Here is a 24,906-nt window from a genome sequence, read left to right as displayed (position 1 = left end):
GGCCCTAGGCTCCTAATTTCCCTCTGAAATCTTCGACAAGTGCCTGCGCCGGGCCTGCGCCTGCCTTGCCACCTGCAAAAGCCCGCCATACGGCCCAAGCACCACGGACAGCACATAGACCAGCCCAGCCGCCAGGATGATGGCCGGCGACGCCGGCACATCGGCCCGATACGAAACCAGCAGGCCGGCGTACGAGGACAAAGAGCCGATGGCCGCCGCCAGGATCATCTGCGGGCCGGCCGAACGCACCCAAAAGCGGGCCGCCGTGGCCGGCAGCATCATGATGCCCACCACCATGAGAGTGCCCAGCACCTGGAAGCCCGCCACCAGCGTCATGACCAGCAGCACCAGGAAAACCATATGGCTCAGGGAACCGGCCCCGCGCTCGGCGCGCAGGAAGCCCGGATCCAGGCACTCCACCACCAGCGGCCGGAAGATGAGCGCCATGACGACCAGCGTAATGCTCGAGCTGATGGTCACCAAAAGCAGCGAGGCGTCGTCCAGCCCCAGCACCGTGCCGAACAGCACGTGGATCAAGTCCATGTTGGAGCCGCGCAGCGAAACCAGCAGCACACCCAGCCCCAGGGAAATCAGGTAGAACGCCGCAAAACTGGCATCCTCGCGCAAAGGGGTGAGGCGCGCCACGAAGCCCGCCAGCACCGCCACCACCAGGCCGGTGACCATGCCCCCCACCGTCATGGCGCTTAGCGACAGGCCCGCGGTAAGAAATCCCACCGCAACGCCGGGCAGGATGGCGTGCGCCATGGCATCGCCCATGAGGCTCATGCGGCGCAGCACCAGGAACACGCCCAGCGGCCCGGCCGCAAACGACAGGGCCAGCGAGCCGGCCAGCGCGCGGCGCATGAAATCGAAATCCATGAACGGCCCGAACAGCCAGTCGACGAGCCAGCTCATAAGTAGTCTCCCGCGCACAAATGGCGCGCAAGATGCAGGTTCTCAGGCGTCAGCACCGATGGCGTGTCGCCCCACGCCACCACCTGCCCGGCCAGCAGCAGCGCCTCGGGGAATGCGGCGCGCACCATTTCCAGGTCGTGCAGCACCGCAATGACCGTGCGTCCTTCGCTGTTCCAGGTATGCAGCAGCTCCATGAGGTCGTCGGTCGTGGCGCGGTCCACCGCCGCGAACGGCTCGTCCAGCAGCAGGATATGCGCATCGTGCAGAAGCAGCCGCGCAAACAAGGCGCGCTGCAACTGCCCGCCCGACAAAGTGCCGATGATGCGCGCGCCGAAATCGGCCAGCCCCACGGTTTCCAGGGCGTGCAATACGCGTTCATGCTCTTGCTTGCTGAAGCGTCGCCAGGCGCCCACCCGGCGCCAGGCCCCCATGGCGACCAGGTCGTAGACGCTGATGGGAAAGGTTTTGTCCAGCTCGCCGGCCTGGGGCAGACAGGCCATTTCGGTGCGCGCCTCGCCGGCCAGCCGTATCTGGCCGCGCAGGGGGCTGAGCTGCCCCATGATGGCCTTGAGCAAGGTAGACTTGCCCGCCCCGTTGGGGCCGACGACCGCGGTCAGCGACCCGCGCGCAAACGTTCCCGTGACATCGCGCAGGGCAACGCGATCGCGCCAGCCCAGCGATACCTGATCGAATTCGATGACCGGTTGCGACATGATGCTTGCCTACCACCACCCCATGGCCCAGCCCGTCAGCGCCCACAGGAACGCCGAGGCCGCCAGGGCGCGGACAACACGCTCGGCGCCGGAGGCCAGCAACACCGACCCCCTGTACGGGGATTTACCGCGGGAAGACCTGAATGGACGGGGCATGGAAAACGAACTGTGCAGGTAAAGGCTTTGCCGGAAGGTGGAAAAGCAAAAGGGTTATGTTATAACATAACTACAGCCGCCCCAAGCCGCGGCCCCGTATTTCTGCTATAAAAAGCACGTTCACCGACCGCCAGCGCCGCACTCCATATGTCCGCCAGCCGCACTTCCTCCATTGCCGAACAACTCGACACCGCCGAGCAACTGTGCCTGCAGCGCGGCAAGCGCCTTACGCCCATACGGCGCAAAGTCCTGGAAATCCTGCTGCGGCAAAAACGCGGCGTCAAGGCCTACGAACTGCTCGATGAAATCCGCATCGTGCAGCCCGGCGCGGCGCCGCCCACGGTCTACCGCGCCCTGGATTTCCTTATCGAAGAAGGGCTCATCCATAGACTGGACGCCGTAAACGCCTGGTCGGCCTGCCTGGACGCCGGCGGCGAGCCCCACGATCTTCTGGTCATTTGCACGCAATGCGGCGCGGTGGCCGAGCTCAGCGACCCCGACCTCAGCCGCCGGCTTGCCAAAAAAGTGGCCGGCGCAGGCTTTGTGCTGGCCAGCCACGAAACCGAAGTGCGCGCGCTTTGCGGCAAATGCCACCAGCAGAGGGGCCATCCCGCTGCGCACTCCCATTAGGGCCTGTTAACCCATATCATTAGCGAGTCCCGGCCACGAAACCGGCCCGCCCCCGGGTTCCCCCTGCAAGCCAGCGATCAGTCAGTATTTTCCCTTAAAATACAAAGAGAAACGCTAAAGTTTGCTCTTAAGCGTATGCTGTGCTGTAATCGCACGTTATGTATTTTTTTACGCGGTAAGAATAAAGTAGTCGTCGCTAAAACAGCGCATTGCAATGTTCGTTCCGCGTTAAGCGAGTCCAACAATGAATGCCGCCCTTAGCCTCGAAAAAATGGTTCCCGTCACTGTATTAACCGGTTTTCTCGGTGCTGGTAAAACAACGCTGCTCAAACGTATTCTTACCGAATACCACGGCCAGCGCATCGCCGTCATCGAAAACGAATTCGGGCCCGAAAGCATCGACCACGAACTGCTGGTCCAGGAAGGCGAGGAACAAATCGTCGAACTGAGCAACGGCTGCGTTTGCTGCACCGTGCGCGGCGACCTGCAGCAGGCGCTCAACGACCTGCGCGCCCGGCGCGAAGCCGGCGACATCAAGTTCGAGCGCATCGTGCTCGAAACCACCGGAATGGCCAATCCAGGCCCCGTCTGCCAAACCTTCTTCATGGACGACGACATCGCCCAGTACTATCGCCTGGACTCCGTCATTACCGTGGTCGACGCCAAGCACGGCATGGAAACGCTGGACAAGCAAGAAGAAGCGCAAAAGCAGGTCGGGTTCGCCGACCGCATCCTGGTTTCCAAAAAAGACCTGGTCAACGAAGCCGACTACGCCGCCCTGCGTTCGCGCTTGGTGCACATCAACCCGCGCGCGCCCATCACGCCCGTGCATTTCGGCGAAACCGAGATCAAGTCGCTGCTGGACATCAGCGGCTTCAACCTGAACACCATCCTGGACATCGACCCGGAATTCCTGGCCGACGAACACCCCGATGCGGCGCACGACCACGACCATGGCCACGGGCACCACGATCACGGGCACGAACATCACGATCATGACCACGAGGGCGAATGCGGCCCCGGCTGCGACCACGATCATCACGATCACCACCACGCGCATCACAACGACGAAATCGGCGCCTTCGTGTTCCGCTCGAACAAGCCGTTCGACCCGGAACGCCTCGAAGACTTCCTGGGCGGCATCATCCAGGTCTACGGCCCCGATCTCCTGCGCTACAAAGGGATTCTGTACTTAAAAGGCATCAATCGTCGTATGCTCTTTCAGGGCGTGCACATGATGATGGGCGCCGAACCCGGCAAACCCTGGTTTGCCAATGAAAAACCCAATACCAAAATGGTATTTATTGGTCGCAAACTCCCCGAGGATATTTTTACTTCGGGCTTAGAACAGTGTCTGGCCTAAGGACTCAGCCAAGCTCTTAAATGGCTTGGCCGTCGACTCGGGACAAGAACCAGCACGACAGTTTATTGAAAGGGGTAACACCATGGCCACGAAATCAACCGCCATTAAAGCCGAAAGCCACTTACTGACGGAAAAAGAACTTTTGGCTATGCCGGAGTCCGACTACATGAACGAGGCGCAGTTGGCGTTCTTCCGCAACCGGCTCAAGCAGCTGGAGCAGGACATCCTGAACAACGCCGACACGACCACCGAGAACCTGCGCGAAACGCAATTCGTTCCCGACCCCGCCGACCGTGCCACCATCGAAGAAGAGCACGCGCTGGAACTGCGCACACGCGACCGCGAACGCAAGCTGCTCAAGAAAGTGCAGCAGTCCATCAACCTGATCGACTCCGGTGAATACGGCTGGTGCGAGGAAACCGGCGAGCCCATCGGGCTGCAGCGCCTGCTGGCCCGCCCCACAGCCACGCTTTCGCTCGAAGCCCAGGAACGCCGCGAAATGCGCCAGAAGCTGTACGGCGATTAAATCTTCTTTCCCGCGGGCCTCGCGCCCGGCCAGCCCGGAATGCTCCGCGCCGAGGCGCTTGCGCCGGTTTTCACGTAGCATGGGCTGCCTTCCGGCAGCCCATTGCACATAAGCCCGACAGAACGTCCGCCCCTTCTTGCCGGTAACAACTGGTTATACTCTTGCCGGCATCGCCAGCCATCCTCCTGCGCCCGCCTGCGCTATTCTTCCTCTTGAACTTTCGTGATCCGGCCCCACTTAAGCTCTTCAAAGGAAGATCTCATGGAACAATTTCACGCCACCACCATCATCAGCGTCCGCCGCGGCAACGAAGTCGCCATCGGCGGCGATGGCCAGGTCACCCTCGGCAACATCGTCTTCAAGGGCACGGCACGTAAAATCCGCCGCCTGTACCACGACAAGATCCTGGCGGGCTTCGCCGGCGCCACCGCCGACGCCTTCACCCTTCAAGAGCGCTTCGAGGCCAAGCTCGAAAAGCACCAGGGCCACCTCATGCGCGCCGCCGTCGAGCTCACCAAGGACTGGCGCACCGACCGCGTGCTGCGCCGCCTCGAAGCCATGCTCATCGTGGCCGACCGCGACCATTCCCTCATTCTCAGCGGCAACGGCGACGTGCTCGAGCCCGAGCACGGCATCGCCGCCATCGGCTCGGGCGGCGCCTATGCCCAATCCGCCGCCCTGGCGTTGCTGCACAACACCGACCTGCCTCCCGCCGACATCGTGAAGAAGTCGCTGGAAATCGCCGGCGACCTGTGCATCTACACCAACCAGAACCACATCGTCGAAACGCTGTAAACACACCGCACCAAGCCGCGCCATCCGCGCGGCGCACCCGGATACCACCATGTCTGCTACCAATATGACACCCGGAGAAATCGTCTCCGAACTCGACAAGAACATCGTCGGCCAGAACCGCGCCAAGCGTTCCGTGGCCGTGGCGCTGCGCAACCGCTGGCGCCGCCAGCAGGTGCCCCAGCCCCTGCGCAACGAAATCGTGCCCAAGAACATCCTCATGATCGGACCCACCGGCGTGGGCAAGACCGAGATCGCCCGGCGCCTGGCCAAGCTGGCCAACGCCCCGTTCATCAAGGTCGAAGCCACCAAGTTCACCGAGGTCGGCTACGTGGGCCGCGACGTCGACACCATCATCCGCGACCTGGTCGAAATCTCCATCAAGCAGACCCGCGAGGTCGAGATGCGCCGCGTGCGCGCCCAGGCCGAGGACGCCGCCGAAGACCGCATCCTGGACGTGCTGGTTTCCCCGGCGCGCAACGCCCAGGGCGAGCCCATCCGCGAAGAAAACTCCGCCCGGCAAACCTTTCGCAAGCGCCTGCGTGAAGGCCAGATCGATAACCTCGAAATCGACATCGAAGTCGCCCAACCGGTGCCGCAAATGGAAATCATGGCGCCTCCCGGCATGGAGGAAATGACCGAGCAACTCAAGGGCATGTTCGCCGGACTTGGCCGCGAAAAGAAAAAATCGCGCAAAATGACGGTAAAAGAAGCCCTCAAGCAACTTATCGAAGAAGAGGCATCGCGCCGCATCAACGAAGAAGACCTGCGCACCGTGGCGGTCACCAACGCTGAACAGAACGGCATCGTCTTCCTGGACGAAGTCGACAAAATCGCCACCCGCCAGGAACACTCCGGCGGCGACGTTTCGCGCCAGGGCGTGCAGCGCGACCTCCTGCCGCTGGTCGAAGGCACCACCGTCAACACCAAGTACGGCGTGGTCCGTACCGATCACATCCTGTTCATCGCCTCGGGCGCCTTCCACCTGTCGCGGCCTTCCGATCTCATTCCCGAACTGCAGGGGCGCTTTCCCATACGTGTCGAGCTCGATTCGCTTACCGCCGAAGATTTCGTGTGCATTCTTTGCGACACCGATTCCTCGCTGACCAAGCAATACCGCGCCCTCATGGCCACCGAAGACGTCACCCTGGACTTCACCGACGAAGGCGTGCAGCGCCTGGCCGAGCTGGCGTTCGAGGTCAATGAACGCACCGAGAACATCGGCGCGCGCAGGCTGTACACGGTCATGGAAAAGCTGCTGGAGGATCTCTCGTTCGAGGCCACCGCCAGCAGCGGCCAGACCATCGTCATCGACGCCGCCTACGTCAACGGCAAGCTCGAAGAAACCGCCGGCAGCGAAGATCTGGCAAGATATGTGCTTTAACCGCACGACGGCGGGCTCGTGCAAGAGCATGAACCCGCACTCAAGGAGCGAAGACAATGACCACGCCGCACGACGACAACGAAAAAGCGCTGAACCAGGCCGATGACGAACGCTGCAAGGCCATGCTGGCGGGCGACCTGGAAGCCCTGGATCGCCTGCTGGCCGACGAGCTTGTCTATACCCATTCTTCGGCCAGCGTCGACAACAAAAGCCAGTACATCGAGGCCTTGCGCAACCGCAAAGCCAAGTATGTGGCCATCGAGCGCAGCAACATCCGCAGCAGCTTTTACGGCGACATCGCACTCATGCACGGCCAGGCCCGCATCGAGGTGATCGTCAACGGCACGCACAAGAATCTCAACAACCTTTTCCAGACAGTCTGGATAAACCGCGACGGCCGCTGGCAGTTGCTGGCCTGGGCTTCGACGGTCATTCCCGCGTCCTGAAACAGGCCGTCGCCGAACTGGCGAGCCTGCTGGGACGCGACTATAAAAACGTACATGACGACATCGGCAAGCTGATCGAATGGCAAGTGGTGGAAAAAGAGCAAGGCGGCAGAGGGCAGGTCTTCGCCCCTTATTCGGAAATCCTTGTGGACGTGCGCTTGCCCGATCGCCAGGCGGCCTGATTCATACGTCCCCCCACGCTTCGTCGCTACGCGCCTCGCTGCCCCCAAGGGGGCGCTTTTCGCCTTGGGGCGGCCCGGCGGCGAAAAATACCCCCACGCTGCACTGCTTGCACGGCTAGAGCAATTTCAGCTTAAATATTTACACTGGTCGACAATGCCTAAGTTCGAAGAAGGGGTTTCGCCGCTAATCACTACCGCAAGGCCGGGGAGCGCCTGTGCCGGTAAGCGAAGTTGGAGCAAGCCGTAGCGGCGGCTGTTTTCGGGAGGCAAGCGAGCCGCTGTTCGAGGACGGCGTTGACGGCCAGCCGAGGGCTGGCCGTTCGTCCGAGTTCGGCGAGCGCCCGAAAACGGCTGTCGGCATGGGAAGCCCCGGCCAAATGGCCGGGGCCGCAGCGACCTGAGCGCGCCGGTGCAGGCGCTCCTCGGCCGTTCAAGAACCCAAAAACCACCCGCCCCGATAACAAGAATCCAGATTCAAGCCAGTGTAGACACCTGAAGCGAAAATGCTCTAGATGCCTCCCGAGTAAAAAAACGCGCCTTGCGGCGCGAATCCCTGACGGAAGAGAGTGCTGCGGTACTACTTGATCAACTTCCACTTGCCGTTTTCAATTTGCACCAAGACACTGGAACGGTCGTCCACGCCGGTGTGGTCGGTTTTGCTCATGTTGTAGACGGCGTGCGTGCCGACCACTTCCTTGCTGGCTTCCAGCGCATCGCGCAGTGCCGAACGGAACTCGGGGGTTCCCGGCTTGGCTTTCTTGACCGCGGCGGCCACGGCCTGGTCGGCCAGCAGGTAGGCGTCCCACGAATAGGCCGAGAACGCGTTGCGCGTGCCCGGGCCGTAGGCCTTTTCATACGCTTGCGTAAAGTCCATGGCCACCTTCTTGATGGGGTTGCTGTCGGGCAGCTGTTCGGCCACCATCACCGGGCCGGTCACGGCATAGGCGCCCTCGACGGACTTGCCGCCGACACGCAGGAAGTCGTTGTTGATAATGGCGGGGTTGTTGTAGATAGGCCCCTTGTAGCCGCGCTCGCGCAGCGTGGCGTGCGGCAGCGCGGCGGGCGTGCCAGAACCGCCCAGCAAAATGGCATCGGGCTTGGAGGCAATAAGCTTCAGCACCTGGCCGGCCACGCTGGTGTCGTTGCGCGCATAGCGTTCGTTGGCCACCACGGTAATGTCCGAGCCCTTGATATTGTGGTTGAAGCCCGACAGCACCAGGTCGCCCCACGAGTCCGAGAACCCCAGGTACGCCACCTTCTTGATGCCGTGCTTTTTCATGTTCTCGACAATGGGCTTCATGGCGATGTTCATGGGCTGCGGCACGGAATACATCCATGGGTTCTTGTCCGGCGTGATCGGCGAGGGCGACAAGGCGATCTGCGGCGTCTTCAATTCCTGCGCCACCTCGGCCACCGCAATGCAGGTCGGCACGCTGCTCGACCCGATGACCAGGTCCACCTTGTCCTGCTCGATCAGCTTGCGGGCCTGCTTGACCGCCTGGCTGGTGTCGGTGTGGTCGTCGACGATGATGTAGTGGACAGGCTCGCCGCCCAACGTCTTGGGCATGACGGAAAACGCATTCTTGTACGGAATGCCCAGCGAGGCTCCGGGCCCCGTCTCGCCCACGATGACCCCGACCTTTACGTCGGCCTGCGCCGCCAGCGGCAAGGCCATTGCCACGGCAAGCACCAGCAAATTCTTTTTCATTTTCAACATATATGTCTCCTGATTTTTATTCAACAACCCATCTACCAAGGAACTTCCGGGCTTTCGGCCCTGTTCACCGCTTCAAAACCCCAACTGGCGCGCCACGATCATGCGCATGATGTCGCTGGTGCCGCCGCCCACCAAGGGGAAAAAAGAATCGCGCAAGAACCGCTGCACCGGAAACTCGCTCATCAAACCGTAGCCGCCGAAAATCGACATGGCCATCTGGCAGACCTCGTGGCAGCTCTCGCCGGCCATCACCTTGGACAACGCCGCTTCGGTCGTAATCGGCAAGCCCTGGTCGGCCAGGGCCGCCGCATGATAGGTGTACAGCCTTGCCTGCTCCAGCTTGGCCAGCATGTCCACCAGCTTGAACTGCACGGCCTGGAACTTGCCGATGGGCTGGCCGAACTGGCTGCGCTCGCCGGCGTACTTCAGGGCCGCGCCGTAGGCGGCGCGCCCGTTGCCCAGAGCCAGCGCCGCCGTGAATATCCGATCCACCGTCAACGCCTTGTAGGCATTCAGGAAGCCGCCCGCGGCCCCATCGTTGAGGTGGCATTCGTCCGGCACGAACACGTTCTCGAACACCAGCTCCGCCGTATCCGAACTATGCGCGCAGAATTTTTCCAGGCGCCGGCCCACCGAAAAGCCCGGCGTGGCCGTATCCACCAGGAACAAGTCCAGGCCCTTCAAGCCTTTGGAGGGGTCCACCGTCGCCACGACGGTAATGAAATCGGCGACCGTGCCGTTGCTGGTGAATATCTTCGTGCCGTTCAGCACGTAGCCGCCATCCACCCGGGTTGCCTTGGTGCGCAGCGAGGCCACGTCGGAGCCCGAGTTCGGCTCGGTAATGGCGAACGCGCCCACCTTCTCGCCCCGCAACGCGGGTTTCAGATATTTTTCGTGCAGGGCCTCGCTGCCCCACTGGAATATGGTGTGCGTGGCCGTGGAGCCATGCATGCAGACCCCGGCGGCAAAGCCCAAAGAGCCTCGCGCCAGCTCGTCGCACAGCACGGTAAAGCAGGTGTAGGGGTACTTGAGCCCGCTGCCGCCAACGCTTTCCGGATACATGACGCCGTAATAACCCAGCTCGCCCAATTCCCTGAACAGCTCGTGGGAAAATTCGCCCCGCTCGTCATCGGCCTGCGCCTGGGGAATCAGCCGCTCGTCGACCCAGCGCGCCACATAGCCGCGAAACTCCTCGGCCTCGGCGCGCATTTCATCGGTGCTGAATGCGGCCCACAAGGTACTGGATGCGGAATCCGCCCCGCCCGCGTGCGTCGCATTACTTGCCCGCACAGCGGAATCGCCGGACAAGAGTGAAGGTGAACTCATGCTTTGCTCCCTGGTTCCATGGCGTTGCAGCCGCCCGCCACTGCTTGCGGCATATCGCACGCACCGGAGGCGGCACTTCCGTACTGCTTGCGCAGCTCTTTGCGCAGCACCTTGCCCGCCCCGCTTTTCGGCAGATCGTCGGTAAAGAAAATATTTTTCGGGCACTTGTATCCGGCCAGCCTGGCGCGAAGGCGCTGCATGAGCTCCCGCTCGTCAAGCCTCACGCCGGGGCGCAACACCACGGCGGCCACCACGCGCTCCACCCATTGCGGATCGGGCACGCCGAATACGGCCGCCTCCAGCACATCGGGGTCTTCATAGAAAAAGGCCTCGACCTCGGTGGGGTACACGTTTTCACCGCCCGTGACGACCATGTCGTTCTTGCGGTCCACCAAATACACATAGCCCTCGGCATCCATATATCCCAGGTCGCCGGTTTTAAGCCAGCCCTCGCGCAGCACCCGCGCCGTCGCCGCCGCGTCATGCCAGTAGCCGGCCATGGCACCCGGGCTGCGCGATTCGATTTCGCCGATCCGCCCATAAGGCAACACCGCGCCCGCATCGCCCGCGATACGCACCTCGCGCCTCGGCAAGGCCCGGCCGCAGGAGGACAGCAACTGCTCGCCCCCCGGCTGGCTGGCGCGCACATGATCGTCGGGCGACAACGCCGTCACCATGCCGGCTTCGGTCGAGCCATACCCCTGCACGAACCCGCACTGCCTGAAACATTGCATGGCCCGGCGCAGCAGCTCGGCGGGCATGGACGAAGCGGCATAGAACATCAAGCGCAAATGGCTCAGATCCACGGTTTGCGCAAGCGGGTGGTTCAACATGGCGTTGAGCATGGTCGGCACCACATGCACATTGGTGGCTTTGCGAGCCGCCAGCTCGCGCAGCAGGACGCCGGGGTCGAATTCCGGCAACAGCAGCGTGGTGGCGCCCGACGCGAAACACGGGAACAAGTGGTACCACATGCCGCCCACATGGAACATGGGCATTACCGCCACGGCGTAGTCGTCTTCGGTCAAAACCAGGGAATCCACCGCGCTGGCCCGGCAGTTGTCCATCAAGCCGCGATGCGTCAGCATGACGCCCTTGGGCGCCCCGGTGGTGCCGCTGGTATACACCAGACAAAGTACGTCGTCGGCCGATGCCTCGGCCCCAGGCTCTTGAGCCAGCGCATCGCCCGCCACGGATTCGCCCGAATCCCCGCCCGCCAAGGTCTCATACGAAATCCAGCCTTCCCGCCGCGTTCCCAGACTCACAAAATGCCTCAGGCCCGGCAACTGCGAACGCAGTCCGTCCACCAGATCCAGATACGCCTCGTCCACGATCAGGACTGCGGGCGCGCTATGCGCCAGCAGCTTGAGCAATTCCTGCTCGGCCAACCGCCAATTGAGCGGCACGACAATGTACCCGGCCTTGGAAACGCCGAAGGCCTCCATGTATTCCGGCCGATTGCGCGACAGCACGGCAACGCGCTCGCCCTTGCGCAAGCCCCATTCATGCAGCACCGAACACAGGCGGTTCACCCGGCGATTGAGCTGGCCGAACGACACTGTGCGGCCATCCAGCGTTTCGAATGCCGGCTTGCCGGGACGATGGCTGGCGTGAAAGCGCAGCACGTCGCCCATGGTGGCGCAAGAAACGGCGTTCATCACGCCCGCCTCACTTTGTCGGCCTTGCGTTCCAGGAAGTCGCGCAAACGCCGCTTGGCTTCTTCGTCGCCCTGCGCCACGCCCACCATGAGCATTTCGGTGAACAGGCCGGTTTGCGGGTCTTGCTCGATGATGCGCGGAATGGACTGGATGACCGCGAAATTCGCCAACGGAGCGTTGCGGGCAATCCGCTTGGCCAGGGCAATGCCCTTGGCCAGCCCTTCATCCGGCTCGACCAGGTACTGCGTAAGCCGCAGCAGCTCGTGCGCTTCCTGTGCCTCGTAGACGCGGCCCGACAGCATCATATCGATGACGGTGGCGGCGCCGATCAGGCGCGGCAGGCGCACCGAGCCGCCCGAACCCAGGAATATGCCGCGGGTGCCCTCGGGCAGCGCGTAATAGGCGGTTTTCTCGGCGATGCGGATGTGCGTGGCGGCGGCCAGCTCCAACCCTCCACCGATGACCGCGCCGTGCAGCACCGCAATGACCGGCACTTTGCAAAACTGTACGGTGTCGTTCAAACGCTGGCCGATCACCGAGGTTTCAAAGCTTTCCGCCGTGGTGGTTTCTTTCAGCTCGTTCAGATCCAGGCCGGCGCAGAAGTTATCGCCGGCGCCATGCACGACGACGCCCTGCACATGCGCGGGAATCGTCGAGAAAAACGCCTGCATGCCCAGCACCAGGTCGTCGCTGAGCGCATTGCGCTTTTCCGGCCGGTTCAGTGTGAGCACGGCAATGTTCTCGTCCATGGCCACGCTGACGCACGCAGGCAGCGCAACGGGCCAGGCATTGGCCGGCTTCTTGAGCCTGGAAGGCGCCGCCTTGGCGGCGCTGCGCGATTTGGCGGCTGTCTTTCCGGCCGCCGTTTTCTTTGTCCCTGCCATGAGCTGTCTCTCTTTGTTGTGTGCCGCTTCTTGCTTTCCGGCGGCTCTCGATCTGTATTCGTTACGCGGCCGCCGCCTTGTCCTGCGGCGGCGCGCCTCGCTCCGCATTCTTTTGCAGGCTCAATACATCGACCAGCGACTCATCGCGCCAATGCACCCAGTCCCGCACCGGCTGGCCGCCGGAGACTTCGCGCGCCGCCTCCACCAGGCGGCTTACGACCTGCGGCGTCAGGCTGACCTGCTCGGTCGGCGTCCACCATTCTTCCAGGGCCTTGCCCGTATGGTCGAGAATGCCCTGCATGCCGCCCTCGCCGCCGGCCATGTGCAAGGTCAGCAAGCTGCCCATCAACAGCCAGCGCGGCGCAAGACCATAGCGCAACGCCGCGTCGATATCCTCGGCGCTGGCCATGCCCTCGGTCAGGCACGCCACCGCTTCGCGCACCAGCGCGAACTGCAGGCGGTTGGTCATATGGCCCTTGGCTTCGGCGTTCAGGCGAATGGGCTTCTTGCCAAGCCGCCGCGCAAACGCCATGGCCCACTCCACGACCTCGGGACTCGTCTGCTTGCCACCCACCACTTCCACCAAAGGCATCAAATGCGAGGGATTGAAGGGGTGCAGCACCACCAGGCGCTCGGGATTCGCGCAGGAAGCCTGCATGACCGAAGGGGTGATCCCGCCTGTGCTGGAAAGAATGATTTTGTCGGGAGATGCCGCGGCATCGATTTCCGCCAGAACCTTGGCTTTGACCTCGAGCCTTTCAAGTACATTTTCCTGCACGACATCGGCTTCCCGCGCCGCCTCGGAGATCGTCGCGGCAAAACTCAGGCGCTCCATCGGCGGCTGCGGCGTGGCAGCCTGGCCCAGTTCGACCAGCGCGGGCCAGGCGTCGGCAATGAACTGCCGCGCCCGCGCCTCGGCGCCCGGCCCCGGGTCGTAGGCAACGACGTCCAGGCCATGCGCCAGGAACAGGGCGGCCCAGCTGGCCCCCACCGAGCCCGCGCCAATGACCGCCACACTGCGCACTTTGTCGGGACTGATATGAAAATGCGATTTGGAACTCATGCTACTCACTGTGCCTTTCTGTGTGTTTTCCCGTGGCCCGGTACTCAAGCCCTCGAACATTGCAACAAGTGTAGACAGCGTCCCATTATCTGAATAATGCTATTGATCTATAATTGTTAGCCATTTTGTGGATAATAGGCATCTATGGATTCACGATTGCTGGAATGCTATTTGCGGGTCGCCGAGCTGGGCAGCATCAACCGCGCCGCCGCCGATCTGGGGTTGTCGCAGCCCGCCTTGTCACGCCACATCGCCGCGCTCGAACACGAAATGAAGGCGCAGCTTTTCACCCGTTCGCAAGGCGGCGTGCGCCTGACCGATGCGGGCAAGCTGCTGGCCGACCGGGCGCGCCCCTTGCTGCGCCAGTTCGCCGTCCTCAAGGAACAAGTGGGCGAGCGCGCGGCGGGGCAATTGTCCATCGGCATTCCGCCCTCCTGGCATCATGTATTCACCCTGGCCTTCGTGGATACGCTACTGCGGGAATACCCCGGCATCATGCTGCGCATGTACGAAGGCGTCAGCAACCTGCTGCGCGAGCATCTGCTGGCCGGCCTGCTCGATTTATGCATCGTGCCCTTCGACCAGACCCCGCCCAGCGGCTACCGGCAAACCGCCTTGCTGCGCGAGCCTCTGGTGCTGGTGGGCCACGCGCAAACCAGCCTGGCTCCGGACGAGCCCGTGCCCATCACCCAGTTGAACGACCTGCAGCTGGTTCTTCCGGCGCGCCCCAACGTGCTGCGCACGCAAATCGAAAACGCGCTCAACCGCAAGTCCATGACCTTTCGCACCATAGTCGAAACCGATACACTGAGACTGTGCCTGGAACTGGCCAGCCGCCGCTTCGGCCATACTGTCGTGCCGGCCTGCGCGCTGCACGGCCATGGCCTGGGCAAGGCAATCCAATGGGCGCCCATCAAGGGCATGTACCTTACCTGGGCCCTGTACGAAAACGAAGCCCGTTCGCACTCCCAGGCCGCGCTCGAGGGGCGCAGGCTTCTGCTTTCCACCCTGGCGGCCAGCCTGGAGCCGGGCACGTGGTATGGCGCCGAAGCAATTGGAACGTCATTGGATCGTTGAAGAATACTCGTGCCCTGTTGGCCTGCCTGAACACGCAAACCAGCCAAACAGCATACTGCCCGCAGCAGGGCGTCCGGAGCCTGCAATGCAAATGATCGTAATGTCCACCGACATCCGTCCAGAACCGGACTCCAGAAGCTCCTGGCTGGATGCAATCTGCAAAATGATCCACAACGTGCGGGTCGACAATCTTTCGTCCCGCGATTTCGCCGCGAAGATCTCCGGGCGGCGCTATGGCGACCTGAGCTGCGCCTCGTTCTGGAGCAAGCCTCACGACGTTTACTGCGGCCGCGAACAGTTAAGCAATGCGGGCGGCGCGGGATACCTGCTTAGCTGGCAAATAGGCGGCGCCGCCCATATCGAACAAGGCAATGCCCAGATGCGGCTGCTGCCGGGCAGCATCGCGATCGTCGATGGGCGAAGGCCCATGCACGTGGCCTTCCCTTCCGAAGTGCGGCGGGTCGTCGCCAAGCTGCCCGCACGCTCGGTCGAAGAACGCCTGCCCGGCCTGATGCGCTCTTCCGCTCTGGCTTTCACACCGGCTGGCCCCCTTGCCGAGGTGCTGTTCTCGTACCTGACCGAACTTTCCAGCGAAAACTCCACGCTGGTTTCGTCCGATATGGAACTGCTTACCGAAAACATCTGCAACCTGCTCCAGATCACGGCGGGACACGCGGGCGCGGATCGCATCGACTCGCAAGACCTGCGCCGCCAGACGGTCGTGCGATACATCCGCAAGAAGCTCTGCGACCCCGATCTGACACTGGATTCGGTAGCCCTTGCCTTGAGCATGTCGCGCCGCCTGGTGCAGAAAATCATGCAGCAGATGGACAGCAGCTTTACGGACTTCATCACCGAAGAACGACTGGCTTCGGCAAGCAAGAAACTGGATTCATCCGCGCGGCTTCCCATTGCGAATATCGCCTACAGCTGCGGGTTCAACGACATCTCGCACTTCAACCATCTTTTCAAGCGCCGCTTCGGCGTGACCCCTTCCGCCTATCGCAGCCGCCAGCCGGAGTCCGTCAACAAGCACTAGAGCCTGTTAACCGCGTATCCCGTATTTGCCCGGGCTGATCACCCCGTTCGGATCCAGCGCCTTCTTGATTTCGCTGCAGGCCTTCTGCAAGGCGGGCATGGTCATTTCCATATGCAGGTCGTAGTAGTCGGCGGGCGCGCGGCCCACGCCCACGCCACGCTTGGCAAACTCCGCCGACAGCTCGCGATAGCAGGCGTCGGCCCGCGCGTTCTCGTCCTCGTCGTCCTTGTTCCAGACCAGGACATGCAGCCCCCGGGCAAACCTGGCCGAAGCCACGTGCATGATGATGTAGTCCATGCCGTGCTTGGCATAAATGCCGCGTCCCAGCCTGTCCAGTTCCAGCGCCTGCTTGCCGACCATGGGCGTTCCCGGCAGGAACCACGAATTGCCGCTGCCCGGCCGCCATTGCAGCATGCCCAATTCGCTTGGGCTGGGCCTGCCGCTCATGGCATCGATGGCGATATGCAGGGCGGGAATATTCAGCGCCTCGTCGTGGCCGATGTATTTCGCCTTTCCGCCGCGCTCGAAATGAGCCCTTACCCGCTGGATCAGCGGTTCGATCGCCGCGTCCGAAGCGCCATAGAACATGCCCGACACCTGCCAGGCCCCCAGGCCGTGCCTGGCCTGCAACGCCTTGCGCCCCTCGTCCGAGAAACCCGCCTTGCTGCCCGCCCGGTACTCGGGGTTCTGCTCGTCGGGCGCCATGGCGTATAAATCGTTGCTGATGCGGAACAGCGACGGCACGAAATTCGAGAGCTTCATGGGACGGCACAAATCGATGATCTGCTCGATGTCCTCGTCGTCGGGAAACACGAAATGGAAGGAGCGCGCCGCGGGCGGGCGCGGCATCAGCCAAATGCCCACCCGCGTCACGATGCCGTAGTTGGACTGGCAGAACAGGCCGTCCAGCGCGGGGCCGAACGAATACTTGGAAACATGCCAGTTGGTGAGCTGGTCGGTGTCCAGGCTGCCGTCGCCGGTGCGGATGATGTCGCCGTTGCCCAGCACGACCTCCATGCCGCAAAGCATGCCGAAGTGGTCGAAGTACGGACCGTAGCCGGCGCCGCGATCCATGGCGTTGCCGATGACGCCGCCGTGGGGCGGCCCCGAGGTGGCGGACAGCATCAGCTTGTCGCCGCGCCGGGCCAATTCGTCGTGCAGCATCTGAAAGCTCACGCCTGGCTCGAGCTCGGCCAGGCAGGTTTCTTCGTTGATGTCCAGGATGCGGTTCATCCGGTAGCCCAGGTCCACCACCACCTGGCCCGCGCCGGCCGGGGCGCGCGAACCCAGGCCGATATTGTTGCCCGTGCTGATCGGGTAAAGCTCGACGCCGTACCGATTGGCGGCCTTGACGATGCCCTGCACCTGCGCCGTCGAATCGGGAAACAGCACCGCCGCAGGCGGACGCGGCTTGTCCGGCAAGGTATGTTCCCCATAGCGGCTCAGGGTTTCGGGGCGCGTATCGACCCATTGCGCACCCATATCGTCCGACACGGCCTTCAAGAAGGCTTGCAGATTTTCGTTCATGTCTCTTCCTCGTTTTTCATTGATGCATACATTGATTACCAAATGCCGACGCTGCCATCGCCGGCGTCCTTGCCATTCAAGCTACCGCTCAATCCACCACTCGCTTCGCCGCCTGGCTTGCCGTTCGCAAAGCCGGCCTCCCTTGCTCCCAACGCTTCGGGCGCGGCTTCAGGCTCCAGCGGCGGCAGCACCACCCACCGCAACGCCGCGGGCAGCGGGCCGCCATGGGCCCAGTCCAGCAACTCCACCGTATGCACGATGGGAACGCCGCTGTAGAGGCCGATTTGGGTAATGCAGCCAATATTGCCCGCCGCCACGATCTGCGGTTCGGTGCGGGCAATGTTCGCGGCCTTGCGCTCGCCAAGCTGCGCGGCCATGGCCGGCTGCAGCAGGTTGTAGGTGCCGGCCGAGCCACAACAGAAGTGGGCTTCGGGAATATCCGCCACCTGGAAGCCCGCCTTGCGTAGCAAGGCTCGCGGCTGGGTGGTCACCTTCTGCGCGTTGCGCAGCGAACAGGCATCGTGATACGCCACGCGATGGCGCCGGGGCGCTGCCGGTTCGGGGATATCCATGCGGGCAAGCCATTCGCAGATATCCATGGCAAGCGCCGCCACCCGCGCGGCGGCTGGAGCCAGGTCCACGTCGTCGCCCAGCAAATGGCCGTAGTCCTTGACCGTGGTGCCGCAGCCCGAGGCATTGACCAGAATGGCGTCCAGGCCTTCGCCGTCCAGCTCCTCTTGCCAGGCCCGCACATTCCGGGCCGCAAATCCCTTTGCGGCGGCCTGCTTGCCCATATGCAAGGTCAGCGAGCCGCAACAGGCGCTTGCCGCGGGGATGACGACGTCGCAGCCAAAGCGGTTGAGCAGGCGTATGGTGGCGGCGTTGATGTGCGGCGACAGCACCGGCTGCACGCAACCCGGCAGCATGGCAACCCGCCATCGCCTGACGCCCCAGGCGGGGTATAGGTAAGCGGGCGTCGTGCCGCCAACGTCGATGTTGCCGCTACCGCCGGTGCTGGCATCAACGGCCACAACGGTATCGGCCGGCGGGTTCTTGGGCAAAAGCTTCAGGGCGTGCCGCATCGAACGCGGCACCAGGTATTCGACTCTTGCGGCCAGGCGTCCCAGGGCCAGAGCCGGCCGGAACAGCGCGGGGCGCGGCAGCACATAGGCTAATGCGTTTCGAGCCAGCCTCTCGCGGAACGGCCGCCGGTAATGCGCTTCGATATGCGCCCGGCCGGTATCGACCAGATGCATATAGTCCACATTGACGGCGCAGGTCGTCATGCACGACATGCACGAAAGGCAGCGGTCGATGTGTTCGACAGTCTTGGCCGAAGGTGGCTGGCCGCTTTCCAGCATTTCCTTGATGAGGTCGATGCGCCCGCGCGGGCCGTCGTTCTCATCATGCAGGATCACGTAGGTGGGACAGCCAGAGGTGCAAAAGCCGAAGTGCTGGCAGGTTTTAAGTATTTTGTCCGCTTCGGCGATATGCGGCTGCCCGAGCTGGGCCGCCGAGAAATTGGTTTTCATGAATAGGGTGTCCGGCCATTGACCACACGCCAAAGCGCAAGCCTCGGCCTTCAGGCCGAAGTCAAGCTAGGCAACGTCGATACGGCGCCCAAGGCGCCCCCGTATCGTGGCGGAGAAGCTCCGGCCCTTGGGCCGGAGCTCTTCACCATGGACCCATTGTCACGAAGACCATCCTGCTCATCCAGGGGAACTGCGCACAGGAGTTGGCCGAACGCGCAACGCCAGGCCGGAACGGCCTTTAGGGCCTGTTAACGTTTATCGAGGGGGATCCCGTTGAGGCGTGTAAGCCGCTCGCCGCAATGCGGGCGCAGCGTGAGGGCGGTTACGGCTCCACCCCTGCGCCCGTCCATTCACGCTTATTTGCTGATTTTGGTGACCACGTATTTATCGCCCTCGCGCTTTGCGCTGAAGCTGATCTTGTCGCCGGGCTTGATGTCTTTCAGCAGGGCCGGGTCGGCACGATAGACCAGCGTCATGGCCGGCAATTGCAAGTCGGCGATGGCGCCCTGTTTGATGGTGATTTTTCCGGCGGCAGGGTCCACCCGGCGCACTTCGCCCGAGCCCGAGGCTTCCTGCGCAACGGCCGCGGCCGAATACACCGAAGCCACGGCCAGCGCCGCCGCCAAGGCCTGCTGCAAATGACGATGGGAAAAAGACATACGCTACACTCCTTGATCGGCGTCCGTGTTCCGCAACCAGCATGCGGGCACCGCGACCGGACACTCAATTGTAAGCCCCAGCGGCATCCAAGGAAATCACCATGGCCACACGCTTGTCAGTCATTGCAACCCGCACCGGCGACCAGGGCACCACCGGCCTTGGCGACGGCAGCCGCGTCGACAAGGACGCGCCGCGCATCGCCGCCATGGGCGACGTGGACGAACTGAACACCGTCATAGGCATGCTGCGCGCGCAAATACAACACGACGGCGCCGACGAGCCAACGCAGGATGCACGCCCGCGTCCCGGCCTTGGCCATATCACGGGTGAAAATCGAATTCATGCTCGAAGCCAGGTCGATGCTCTCCTGTCCCGCATCCAGCATCACCTGTTCGACCTCGGCGCGGAGCTGTGCATTCCGGATCACACGGCTTTGACAGCCGAACACGTGGCCTTTCTGGATACCGCCCTGGCCGAACACAACGCCACGCTGACCCCGCTCAAGGAATTCATACTGCCCGGCGGCACGCAGGCGGCATCGCTGGCCCACCTGGCCCGCACCGTCTGCCGCCGCGCGGAAAGATCGGTCATCACGCTGCATCGCAGCGAACCGGTCAACGAACCGCCCCGCCAATACCTGAACCGCCTCTCGGACCTATGCTTCGTGCTGGCCCGCGTACTAAACAAAAACGCGGGCGGATCCGACGTGCTGTGGGAAAACCCCAAGAACTAGGACCCGGCCATGCCAAGACCCAGCTACGCCGCCGCAATCGCCTCGTAGCTGGCCACGAAATCGGGGTCGCGTTCGCGCAGGTCGTCGTGGCTGACGCGGCCGGTGCGGCGCATGTAGTCGTAGGCGAACGAAACGGGGTCCAGCCCCATCTTCTCGCCGATGTTCTCGTACCAGTCCAGGCTCTTGGCGGCGGCCTCCTGGAAATTGGACGAGGAGTCGCGGCGCTGGCCTTCGAAATCGGCGAAAGCCGCCTGCACGTTGCTGCCGTTGCGGGTAAAGGCTTCCTGCAACGCAATCGCATCCTGCATGGCCATGCGTGTGCCCGAGCCCAGCGAGAAATGCACGCTGCGCAGGGCGTCGCCCAGCAGCACGATGTTGCCGTGACTCCATTTGGCATTGCTGACCACGTTCGCGTTGAACCAGATGGAACGGTTCGACAACAGGCCATTGCTGCCCAGCTCGGGCGCAAACACGCTTTCGCAATAGCGGCGGCTTTCCTCGTCCGTCATGGTGTCCAGGCCGGCGCGGCGCCATGTTTCGGGGTCCACCTCGACCAGGAAGGTGCTTAGCTCCTTGCTGTACTGGTAGGAGTGGGCCATGAACACGCCATGCTCGGTTTCCCGGAAAATAAGCGACACGGGATGAAAGAGCTGGCGCGTGCCATACCAGGCGAACTTGTTGCGCCGCGTCTCGATGGTGGGCTGGAAGTGCTGGGCGAACTGGGTGCGAATGGCGCTGTTGCCGCCGTCCGCCGCCACAATGACGTCCGCGCCGTCCAGCTTGCCGGCATTGTCGATGCGGGTTCCGAATTCGAACTCCACACCCTGCGCCAGGCATTCCTCACGCAGTGTCTTCAGCAGATTGATGCGGGAAGCGCGTGAAAAATGATTGTTCTTCAACTGGACATGCACGCCCTTGTGCACGATTTCCATATAGTCGCAGCGCTCGTGCCCCGCAATGAACTTCTTGTAGAAGACGGGATCCGCCTTTTCCAGGAAGCTCAACGCCACGTCCGAGAAAACCACGCCCCATCCGTATGTCGCGTCCATGGGGTTCTGTTCGAATATGCGGATGCGATGACCAGGATCGTGCTTTTTCATCAGCATTGAAAAATACATTCCGGCCGGACCGCCGCCAACGACATCGATCTTCATGAGCACACCTTTTCCAATAAATTCATAAACCCACATAGCGCTGCGCCAGGCCGGCGTCGGCGAACAACGCCGCCGAATCGCCTTCCCACGCAATGCGCCCTTTTTCAATCATGTAATGGCGGTCGGCCAGCTTCGCCAGGGCGCGAACGTCCTTGTCGACCACCAGTATCGACTGGCCGGTGCTTTTGACGACGCCCAGTGTCCGCCAGATTTCCTGGCGTATCTTGGGCGACAAGCCTTCCGTCGCCTCGTCCAGGATCAGCAGGCTGGGATTCGTCATCAGCGCCCTGCCTATGGTCAGCATTTGCTGCTCGCCGCCCGAAAGCTGGGCGCCGCCGTTCCTGCGCCGCTCGTACAACCGCGGAAATAGCTCGTAGATGCGCTCCAGCGTCCATGGCTGCCCCGATACGGCCCGGCGCGATGCCGTGGCGACCAGGTTCTCTTCCACAGAAAGGCTGGGGAAAATGAACCGCCCCTCGGGCACCCAGCCCAGCCCAAGCGCGGCGACGCGATGCATGGCCAGGCCGTTGAGCCGCCGCTCGCCAAATTGAATGTTCCCGGCGCGAGGCGCCAGCATGCCCATGACCGTGCGGATGAGCGTGGTCTTGCCCATGCCGTTGCGCCCCATCAGGGAAACGACTTCGCCCTTGCGGATCGTCATGGAAACCTCGAACAGCACCTGGCCCAGGCCATAGCCGCTGCATACGCCGTCCAGCGCCAGCAGCACCCCGGAACCTTCCTGGGCAGGCAATACTCCGTCATGCTTCATCGTCGTCTCCCAGATACGCTTGGCGCACTTCGTCGCTGTTGCGCACGTCGTCCGCCGAACCGCTAAGCACCACGCGGCCGGCCACCAGAACGGAAATCCGGTCGGCCAGGGCGAACACGGCGTCCATATCGTGCTCGATCAGCAAAATGGCGCATTCATTCTTCAGCGAGGCAAGCAGCTCTACCATATGGCGGGCTTCCACCGGCCCCAGGCCCGCCATGGGCTCGTCCAGGACGAGTATTCTTGGCCTGGCGGCCAAGGCCAGCGCCAGTTCCAGCTGGCGCAGCTGCCCGTGGGCCAGTTCATTGCACGGCGCATCGCCGCAGTCGCCCAGCCCCACCTGTTCCAGCAAGTCCAGCGCCTGTTGACGCGCCTGGCCGTAGGCCGAAGCCGGCTTCCAGAAACCCCGGCTCTGCCCCAGGCTGGCCCGCACCGCCAGCGCCACATTTTCCTGGGCCGTCAGGCTGGAAAAAATACTGGTTATCTGGAACGAGCGGCCCACGCCACGCCGCGTTCGCTGCGGTGTGGGCAGCCTGGCAATGTCTTCGCTTTCCAGCAGGATGGAACCGGAATCGGGCATCAGCTGACCCGATATCTGGCTGACCAAGGTGGTCTTTCCCGCCCCGTTGGGGCCGATAAGCGCATGCAGCTCGTTGGCGTTCACGGTAAGCGACACGTTGTCGGTAACGGTCAACGAGCCGTATTTCTTCTTGAGGCCGCGAATTTCAAGCAAGGGCGTATTCATGCCTGCCCTCCCGTCCCGGCAGGCTCGGCGCGCCCGCTGCCGCTTGCCGGCGCGGAAACCGCCGGGCGGCGCAAAAGCAAACCGTATATGCCGTCCTTGAGCAACAGCACCCGCAACACCAGCAAGGGGCCGAACACCAGCATCCAGTGCTCGGTCCAGTCCGACAGAACATATTCGAAAGCGACGAACAGCGCGGCGCCCAGTATCGGCCCCACCAGCGTGCCGACCGAGCCCAGGATGACCATGACCAGCAGCTCGCCCGATACCAGCCACGACACATAGCCCGGCGAAATGAAGCCCGTAAGATTGGCCATGAGCGCGCCCGCCAAGGCCCCGATGGCGCCCGAAACCACGAACATCGCCAGCTTGTACGGATACGGCCTTACCCCCACGGCCTGCAGGCGCAATTCATTGTCGCGCACCGCCACGGCCACCCGCCCGAACGGCGACATGACCAGCCGCCGGCAAGCATACAAAACGACCAACAGCAATACCACCGACGCATAGAACAGCACCGTATGGTCCGAAGCATCCACGCCGGGCAGGATTGTGCTGGAAGCATCCAGCGAAAAGCCGTCGTCCCCGCCATACTGCCGCAGGCTTTGCGCCCCGTAATACACCATCTGCGAAAACGCCAGCGTAATGAAAATGAAGTACAGCCCATTGCATCGCAACGAGACCGCGCCGATGCACAAGGCCAGCACGGCCCCGGCCAGCATGGCCAGCGGCCAGACAACCCAGGCGCTGGCCAGGCCATGGCTGGCCAGTATTCCCACGGTATAGGCACCCACGCCCATGAAGGCCGCATGCCCGAAGCTGATCAGCCCGGCATAGCCCACCAGTAGATCCAGGCTAAGCGCCGCCAGCCCGAAAATGACCATGCGCGTCGCCAGCTTCACATAATAGGGTTCGCCCAGCAAAGGCAGCACCAGCAGCAGCGCCAGCAAGGCCCAAAGAATCCAGGCGCGCCGGAATGCAAAAGCGGGGTTTGTGTTTGGATTCATGCTTTTTTCCCCGTCAGCGTGAACAGGCCGGCGGGCTTGAAGAACAGCACCAGCGCCATGATGATGTACACCAGCATATTGGCCAGGGTATTGCCCATTGCGCCGAACCATTGCGGCGCGAATATCCGCCCGAAGGTGTCGAGCAGGCCGATCAGCAGCGAGGCCACCAGCGCGCCGCGCACCGAACCGAAGCCGCCAATGCAGACCACCGACAAGGTGAGAATGAGAATGGGATCGCCGACGGCCGGCTGCATGGAAATAAGCGGCCCCGACATCATTCCCGCCAGACCCGCCAGCACCGCGGCCAGGCTGAACACCAGCGTATACAGCAGCACCACGTTCACCCCCAGCCCGGCAACCATCGTGCGGTTGTCGGCGCCGGCCCGCACCAGCATGCCGAAGCGCGTGCGCGAAACCAGCCACATCAGGATCAGCCCCGTAAGCACGGCCACCCCGGTAATGACCAGCCGATAAACCGGATAAGGCACGCCCAGCAGCGATACCTGGCCGGTCAGCAAGGCGGGAACCGGCATGAATACAGGTTCGCGCCCCCATATGACCACCACCAGTTCGTTGAGCGTAAGCGTGACGCCGAACGTGGCCAGCAGTTGATCCAGGTGGCCGCGCTGGTACAGCGGCCGTATCACCAGGATTTCAAGCACGGCGCCCAGCACCGCCGAACCCACCAGCGCGCACGCTATGGCCACCCACACGGATCCCGAAGCCTGCAGTCCCGAGCTGGCCAGGTAGCCGCCCACCATGAACATGGAACCATGGGCAAGGTTGACCAGCCGCATGACCCCGAAGATCAGGGTCACGCCCATGGCCATCAGGAAAAGCAGCATCCCGTATTGCAGGCCGTTGAAGACCTGCTCGAATAAGTTCGACAGTGTCATGAGCTTGAACCTGCT

Annotated in this window: 26 protein-coding genes; 11 read left to right on the top strand and 15 right to left on the bottom strand. The window is 62.8% G+C overall.

Translation table 11 applies throughout. The annotated features are described in order from the left end of the window. Positions 1–12: 12 nt before the first annotated feature. Both VNT00_RS08795 and VNT00_RS08790 read right to left on the bottom strand, forming a co-directional pair. Positions 13–915 (bottom strand): metal ABC transporter permease, encoded by a 903-nt coding sequence (locus VNT00_RS08795; RefSeq protein WP_325586534.1) that lies wholly within the window; start codon positions 913–915, stop codon positions 13–15. Next, positions 912–1,628 (bottom strand): metal ABC transporter ATP-binding protein, encoded by a 717-nt coding sequence (locus VNT00_RS08790; protein ID WP_325586532.1) that lies wholly within the window; start codon positions 1,626–1,628, stop codon positions 912–914. The genes VNT00_RS08795 and VNT00_RS08790 overlap by 4 nt, the downstream gene beginning before the upstream one ends. Here VNT00_RS08790 and VNT00_RS08785 point away from each other — a divergent pair. The 8 genes from VNT00_RS08785 to VNT00_RS17915 all read left to right on the top strand — a co-directional run bounded on the left by VNT00_RS08785 (position 1,627) and on the right by VNT00_RS17915 (position 7,107). Beyond that, positions 1,627–1,806 (top strand): hypothetical protein, encoded by a 180-nt coding sequence (locus VNT00_RS08785; RefSeq protein ID WP_325586530.1) that lies wholly within the window; start codon positions 1,627–1,629, stop codon positions 1,804–1,806. The genes VNT00_RS08790 and VNT00_RS08785 overlap by 2 nt on opposite strands. Positions 1,807–1,931: 125 nt before the next feature. After that, positions 1,932–2,414, top strand: coding sequence for a Fur family transcriptional regulator (locus VNT00_RS08780; RefSeq protein WP_325586528.1), 483 nt, complete (start codon positions 1,932–1,934; stop codon positions 2,412–2,414). A 244-nt stretch (positions 2,415–2,658) separates the two neighbouring features. Then, positions 2,659–3,777 carry a CobW family GTP-binding protein gene (locus VNT00_RS08775; protein WP_325586526.1) on the top strand — a complete coding sequence of 373 codons (1,119 nt, stop codon included), beginning with the start codon at positions 2,659–2,661 and terminating at the stop codon, positions 3,775–3,777. 82 nt (positions 3,778–3,859) lie between these two features. Further along, positions 3,860–4,303, top strand: a complete 444-nt coding sequence (dksA, locus tag VNT00_RS08770) for an RNA polymerase-binding protein DksA (protein WP_325586524.1) — start codon at positions 3,860–3,862, stop codon at positions 4,301–4,303. 261 nt (positions 4,304–4,564) lie between these two features. After that, entirely contained in the window at positions 4,565–5,098 is a 534-nt protein-coding gene (gene hslV / locus VNT00_RS08765) for an ATP-dependent protease subunit HslV (protein ID WP_325586522.1), read from the top strand. A 49-nt stretch (positions 5,099–5,147) separates the two neighbouring features. Beyond that, positions 5,148–6,479, top strand: coding sequence for an ATP-dependent protease ATPase subunit HslU (gene hslU / locus VNT00_RS08760; RefSeq protein ID WP_325586520.1), 1,332 nt, complete (start codon positions 5,148–5,150; stop codon positions 6,477–6,479). 56 nt (positions 6,480–6,535) lie between these two features. Next, on the top strand, positions 6,536–6,925 hold the full coding sequence (locus VNT00_RS08755; RefSeq protein ID WP_325586518.1) for a nuclear transport factor 2 family protein: 390 nt from the start codon (positions 6,536–6,538) through the stop codon (positions 6,923–6,925). Further along, positions 6,859–7,107 carry an HVO_A0114 family putative DNA-binding protein gene (locus VNT00_RS17915; RefSeq protein WP_491700828.1) on the top strand — a complete coding sequence of 83 codons (249 nt, stop codon included), beginning with the start codon at positions 6,859–6,861 and terminating at the stop codon, positions 7,105–7,107. Before VNT00_RS08755 ends, VNT00_RS17915 begins: the two co-directional genes overlap by 67 nt. Before the next feature lie 577 nt (positions 7,108–7,684). Here the strand turns inward: VNT00_RS17915 and VNT00_RS08750 are convergent. The 5 genes from VNT00_RS08750 to VNT00_RS08730 all read right to left on the bottom strand — a co-directional run bounded on the left by VNT00_RS08750 (position 7,685) and on the right by VNT00_RS08730 (position 13,755). Continuing rightward, the gene (locus tag VNT00_RS08750) at positions 7,685–8,824 is read right to left on the bottom strand and encodes an ABC transporter substrate-binding protein (protein WP_325586516.1); all 1,140 of its coding nucleotides are present in this window, start codon (positions 8,822–8,824) and stop codon (positions 7,685–7,687) included. A gap of 72 nt (positions 8,825–8,896) precedes the next feature. Next, positions 8,897–10,150 (bottom strand): acyl-CoA dehydrogenase family protein, encoded by a 1,254-nt coding sequence (locus tag VNT00_RS08745; RefSeq protein WP_325586514.1) that lies wholly within the window; start codon positions 10,148–10,150, stop codon positions 8,897–8,899. After that, the gene (locus VNT00_RS08740; protein WP_325586512.1) at positions 10,147–11,808 is read right to left on the bottom strand and encodes a class I adenylate-forming enzyme family protein; all 1,662 of its coding nucleotides are present in this window, start codon (positions 11,806–11,808) and stop codon (positions 10,147–10,149) included. Before VNT00_RS08740 ends, VNT00_RS08745 begins: the two co-directional genes overlap by 4 nt. Further along, positions 11,808–12,692, bottom strand: a complete 885-nt coding sequence (locus VNT00_RS08735; protein WP_325586510.1) for a crotonase/enoyl-CoA hydratase family protein — start codon at positions 12,690–12,692, stop codon at positions 11,808–11,810. Before VNT00_RS08735 ends, VNT00_RS08740 begins: the two co-directional genes overlap by 1 nt. Positions 12,693–12,753: 61 nt before the next feature. After that, positions 12,754–13,755, bottom strand: coding sequence for a 3-hydroxyacyl-CoA dehydrogenase NAD-binding domain-containing protein (locus VNT00_RS08730; protein WP_325586508.1), 1,002 nt, complete (start codon positions 13,753–13,755; stop codon positions 12,754–12,756). Between the two features lie 144 nt (positions 13,756–13,899). Between VNT00_RS08730 and VNT00_RS08725 the strand changes: the two genes are divergently transcribed. Beyond that, entirely contained in the window at positions 13,900–14,832 is a 933-nt protein-coding gene (locus VNT00_RS08725; RefSeq protein WP_325586506.1) for a LysR family transcriptional regulator, read from the top strand. A gap of 85 nt (positions 14,833–14,917) precedes the next feature. Further along, positions 14,918–15,871, top strand: coding sequence for a helix-turn-helix domain-containing protein (locus VNT00_RS08720; RefSeq protein WP_325586504.1), 954 nt, complete (start codon positions 14,918–14,920; stop codon positions 15,869–15,871). 6 nt (positions 15,872–15,877) lie between these two features. Here VNT00_RS08720 and VNT00_RS08715 read toward each other — a convergent pair whose 3' ends face one another. The 3 genes from VNT00_RS08715 to VNT00_RS08705 form a co-directional block, all read right to left on the bottom strand. Continuing rightward, complete coding sequence (locus tag VNT00_RS08715; RefSeq protein ID WP_325586502.1) at positions 15,878–17,398, bottom strand: FAD-binding oxidoreductase; 1,521 nt, start codon at positions 17,396–17,398, stop codon at positions 15,878–15,880. A gap of 35 nt (positions 17,399–17,433) precedes the next feature. Continuing rightward, positions 17,434–18,930, bottom strand: coding sequence for a heterodisulfide reductase-related iron-sulfur binding cluster (locus VNT00_RS08710; protein ID WP_325586500.1), 1,497 nt, complete (start codon positions 18,928–18,930; stop codon positions 17,434–17,436). A gap of 356 nt (positions 18,931–19,286) precedes the next feature. Then, entirely contained in the window at positions 19,287–19,589 is a 303-nt protein-coding gene (locus VNT00_RS08705) for a copper-binding protein (protein WP_325586498.1), read from the bottom strand. Between the two features lie 101 nt (positions 19,590–19,690). Here VNT00_RS08705 and VNT00_RS08700 point away from each other — a divergent pair, with 101 nt between their 5' ends. After that, on the top strand, positions 19,691–20,323 hold the full coding sequence (locus VNT00_RS08700; RefSeq protein ID WP_325586496.1) for a cob(I)yrinic acid a,c-diamide adenosyltransferase: 633 nt from the start codon (positions 19,691–19,693) through the stop codon (positions 20,321–20,323). 23 nt (positions 20,324–20,346) lie between these two features. Here VNT00_RS08700 and VNT00_RS08695 read toward each other — a convergent pair whose 3' ends face one another. The 5 genes from VNT00_RS08695 to VNT00_RS08675 are packed head-to-tail and all read right to left on the bottom strand — an operon-like array spanning position 20,347 to position 24,891. Continuing rightward, entirely contained in the window at positions 20,347–21,477 is a 1,131-nt protein-coding gene (locus VNT00_RS08695) for an FAD-dependent monooxygenase (protein WP_325586494.1), read from the bottom strand. Positions 21,478–21,499: 22 nt separating this feature from the next. Beyond that, positions 21,500–22,201 (bottom strand): ABC transporter ATP-binding protein, encoded by a 702-nt coding sequence (locus VNT00_RS08690; protein WP_325586618.1) that lies wholly within the window; start codon positions 22,199–22,201, stop codon positions 21,500–21,502. A gap of 34 nt (positions 22,202–22,235) precedes the next feature. Further along, the gene (locus tag VNT00_RS08685) at positions 22,236–22,991 is read right to left on the bottom strand and encodes an ABC transporter ATP-binding protein (protein ID WP_325586492.1); all 756 of its coding nucleotides are present in this window, start codon (positions 22,989–22,991) and stop codon (positions 22,236–22,238) included. Further along, a complete protein-coding gene (locus tag VNT00_RS08680; RefSeq protein WP_325586490.1) occupies positions 22,988–23,995 on the bottom strand; it encodes a branched-chain amino acid ABC transporter permease in 1,008 nt (335 codons plus the stop codon). Before VNT00_RS08680 ends, VNT00_RS08685 begins: the two co-directional genes overlap by 4 nt. Continuing rightward, positions 23,992–24,891, bottom strand: coding sequence for a branched-chain amino acid ABC transporter permease (locus VNT00_RS08675; RefSeq protein ID WP_325586488.1), 900 nt, complete (start codon positions 24,889–24,891; stop codon positions 23,992–23,994). Before VNT00_RS08675 ends, VNT00_RS08680 begins: the two co-directional genes overlap by 4 nt. Positions 24,892–24,906 lie beyond the last annotated feature (15 nt).

The organism is Eoetvoesiella sp. (genome assembly GCF_035555955.1).
Lineage (GTDB): Bacteria > Pseudomonadota > Gammaproteobacteria > Burkholderiales > Burkholderiaceae_B > Eoetvoesia.
Note: the sequence above shows the minus strand (reverse complement) of the source record. Positions and strands in the feature narration are given on the sequence as shown.

Coding starts and splice junctions, on each gene's coding strand:
- VNT00_RS08795 (WP_325586534.1), bottom strand. CDS start 915: ATGAGCTGGCTCGTCGACTGGCTGTTCGGGCCGTTCATGGATTTCGAT.
- VNT00_RS08785 (WP_325586530.1), top strand. CDS start 1,627: ATGATGCTTGCCTACCACCACCCCATGGCCCAGCCCGTCAGCGCCCAC.
- VNT00_RS08790 (WP_325586532.1), bottom strand. CDS start 1,628: ATGTCGCAACCGGTCATCGAATTCGATCAGGTATCGCTGGGCTGGCGC.
- VNT00_RS08780 (WP_325586528.1), top strand. CDS start 1,932: ATGTCCGCCAGCCGCACTTCCTCCATTGCCGAACAACTCGACACCGCC.
- VNT00_RS08775 (WP_325586526.1), top strand. CDS start 2,659: ATGAATGCCGCCCTTAGCCTCGAAAAAATGGTTCCCGTCACTGTATTA.
- dksA (WP_325586524.1), top strand. CDS start 3,860: ATGGCCACGAAATCAACCGCCATTAAAGCCGAAAGCCACTTACTGACG.
- hslV (WP_325586522.1), top strand. CDS start 4,565: ATGGAACAATTTCACGCCACCACCATCATCAGCGTCCGCCGCGGCAAC.
- hslU (WP_325586520.1), top strand. CDS start 5,148: ATGTCTGCTACCAATATGACACCCGGAGAAATCGTCTCCGAACTCGAC.
- VNT00_RS08755 (WP_325586518.1), top strand. CDS start 6,536: ATGACCACGCCGCACGACGACAACGAAAAAGCGCTGAACCAGGCCGAT.
- VNT00_RS08750 (WP_325586516.1), bottom strand. CDS start 8,824: ATGTTGAAAATGAAAAAGAATTTGCTGGTGCTTGCCGTGGCAATGGCC.
- VNT00_RS08745 (WP_325586514.1), bottom strand. CDS start 10,150: ATGAGTTCACCTTCACTCTTGTCCGGCGATTCCGCTGTGCGGGCAAGT.
- VNT00_RS08740 (WP_325586512.1), bottom strand. CDS start 11,808: ATGAACGCCGTTTCTTGCGCCACCATGGGCGACGTGCTGCGCTTTCAC.
- VNT00_RS08735 (WP_325586510.1), bottom strand. CDS start 12,692: ATGGCAGGGACAAAGAAAACGGCGGCCGGAAAGACAGCCGCCAAATCG.
- VNT00_RS08730 (WP_325586508.1), bottom strand. CDS start 13,755: ATGAGTTCCAAATCGCATTTTCATATCAGTCCCGACAAAGTGCGCAGT.
- VNT00_RS08725 (WP_325586506.1), top strand. CDS start 13,900: ATGGATTCACGATTGCTGGAATGCTATTTGCGGGTCGCCGAGCTGGGC.
- VNT00_RS08720 (WP_325586504.1), top strand. CDS start 14,918: ATGCAAATGATCGTAATGTCCACCGACATCCGTCCAGAACCGGACTCC.
- VNT00_RS08715 (WP_325586502.1), bottom strand. CDS start 17,398: ATGAACGAAAATCTGCAAGCCTTCTTGAAGGCCGTGTCGGACGATATG.
- VNT00_RS08710 (WP_325586500.1), bottom strand. CDS start 18,930: ATGAAAACCAATTTCTCGGCGGCCCAGCTCGGGCAGCCGCATATCGCC.
- VNT00_RS08705 (WP_325586498.1), bottom strand. CDS start 19,589: ATGTCTTTTTCCCATCGTCATTTGCAGCAGGCCTTGGCGGCGGCGCTG.
- VNT00_RS08700 (WP_325586496.1), top strand. CDS start 19,691: ATGGCCACACGCTTGTCAGTCATTGCAACCCGCACCGGCGACCAGGGC.
- VNT00_RS08695 (WP_325586494.1), bottom strand. CDS start 21,477: ATGAAGATCGATGTCGTTGGCGGCGGTCCGGCCGGAATGTATTTTTCA.
- VNT00_RS08685 (WP_325586492.1), bottom strand. CDS start 22,991: ATGAATACGCCCTTGCTTGAAATTCGCGGCCTCAAGAAGAAATACGGC.
- VNT00_RS08680 (WP_325586490.1), bottom strand. CDS start 23,995: ATGAATCCAAACACAAACCCCGCTTTTGCATTCCGGCGCGCCTGGATT.
- VNT00_RS08675 (WP_325586488.1), bottom strand. CDS start 24,891: ATGACACTGTCGAACTTATTCGAGCAGGTCTTCAACGGCCTGCAATAC.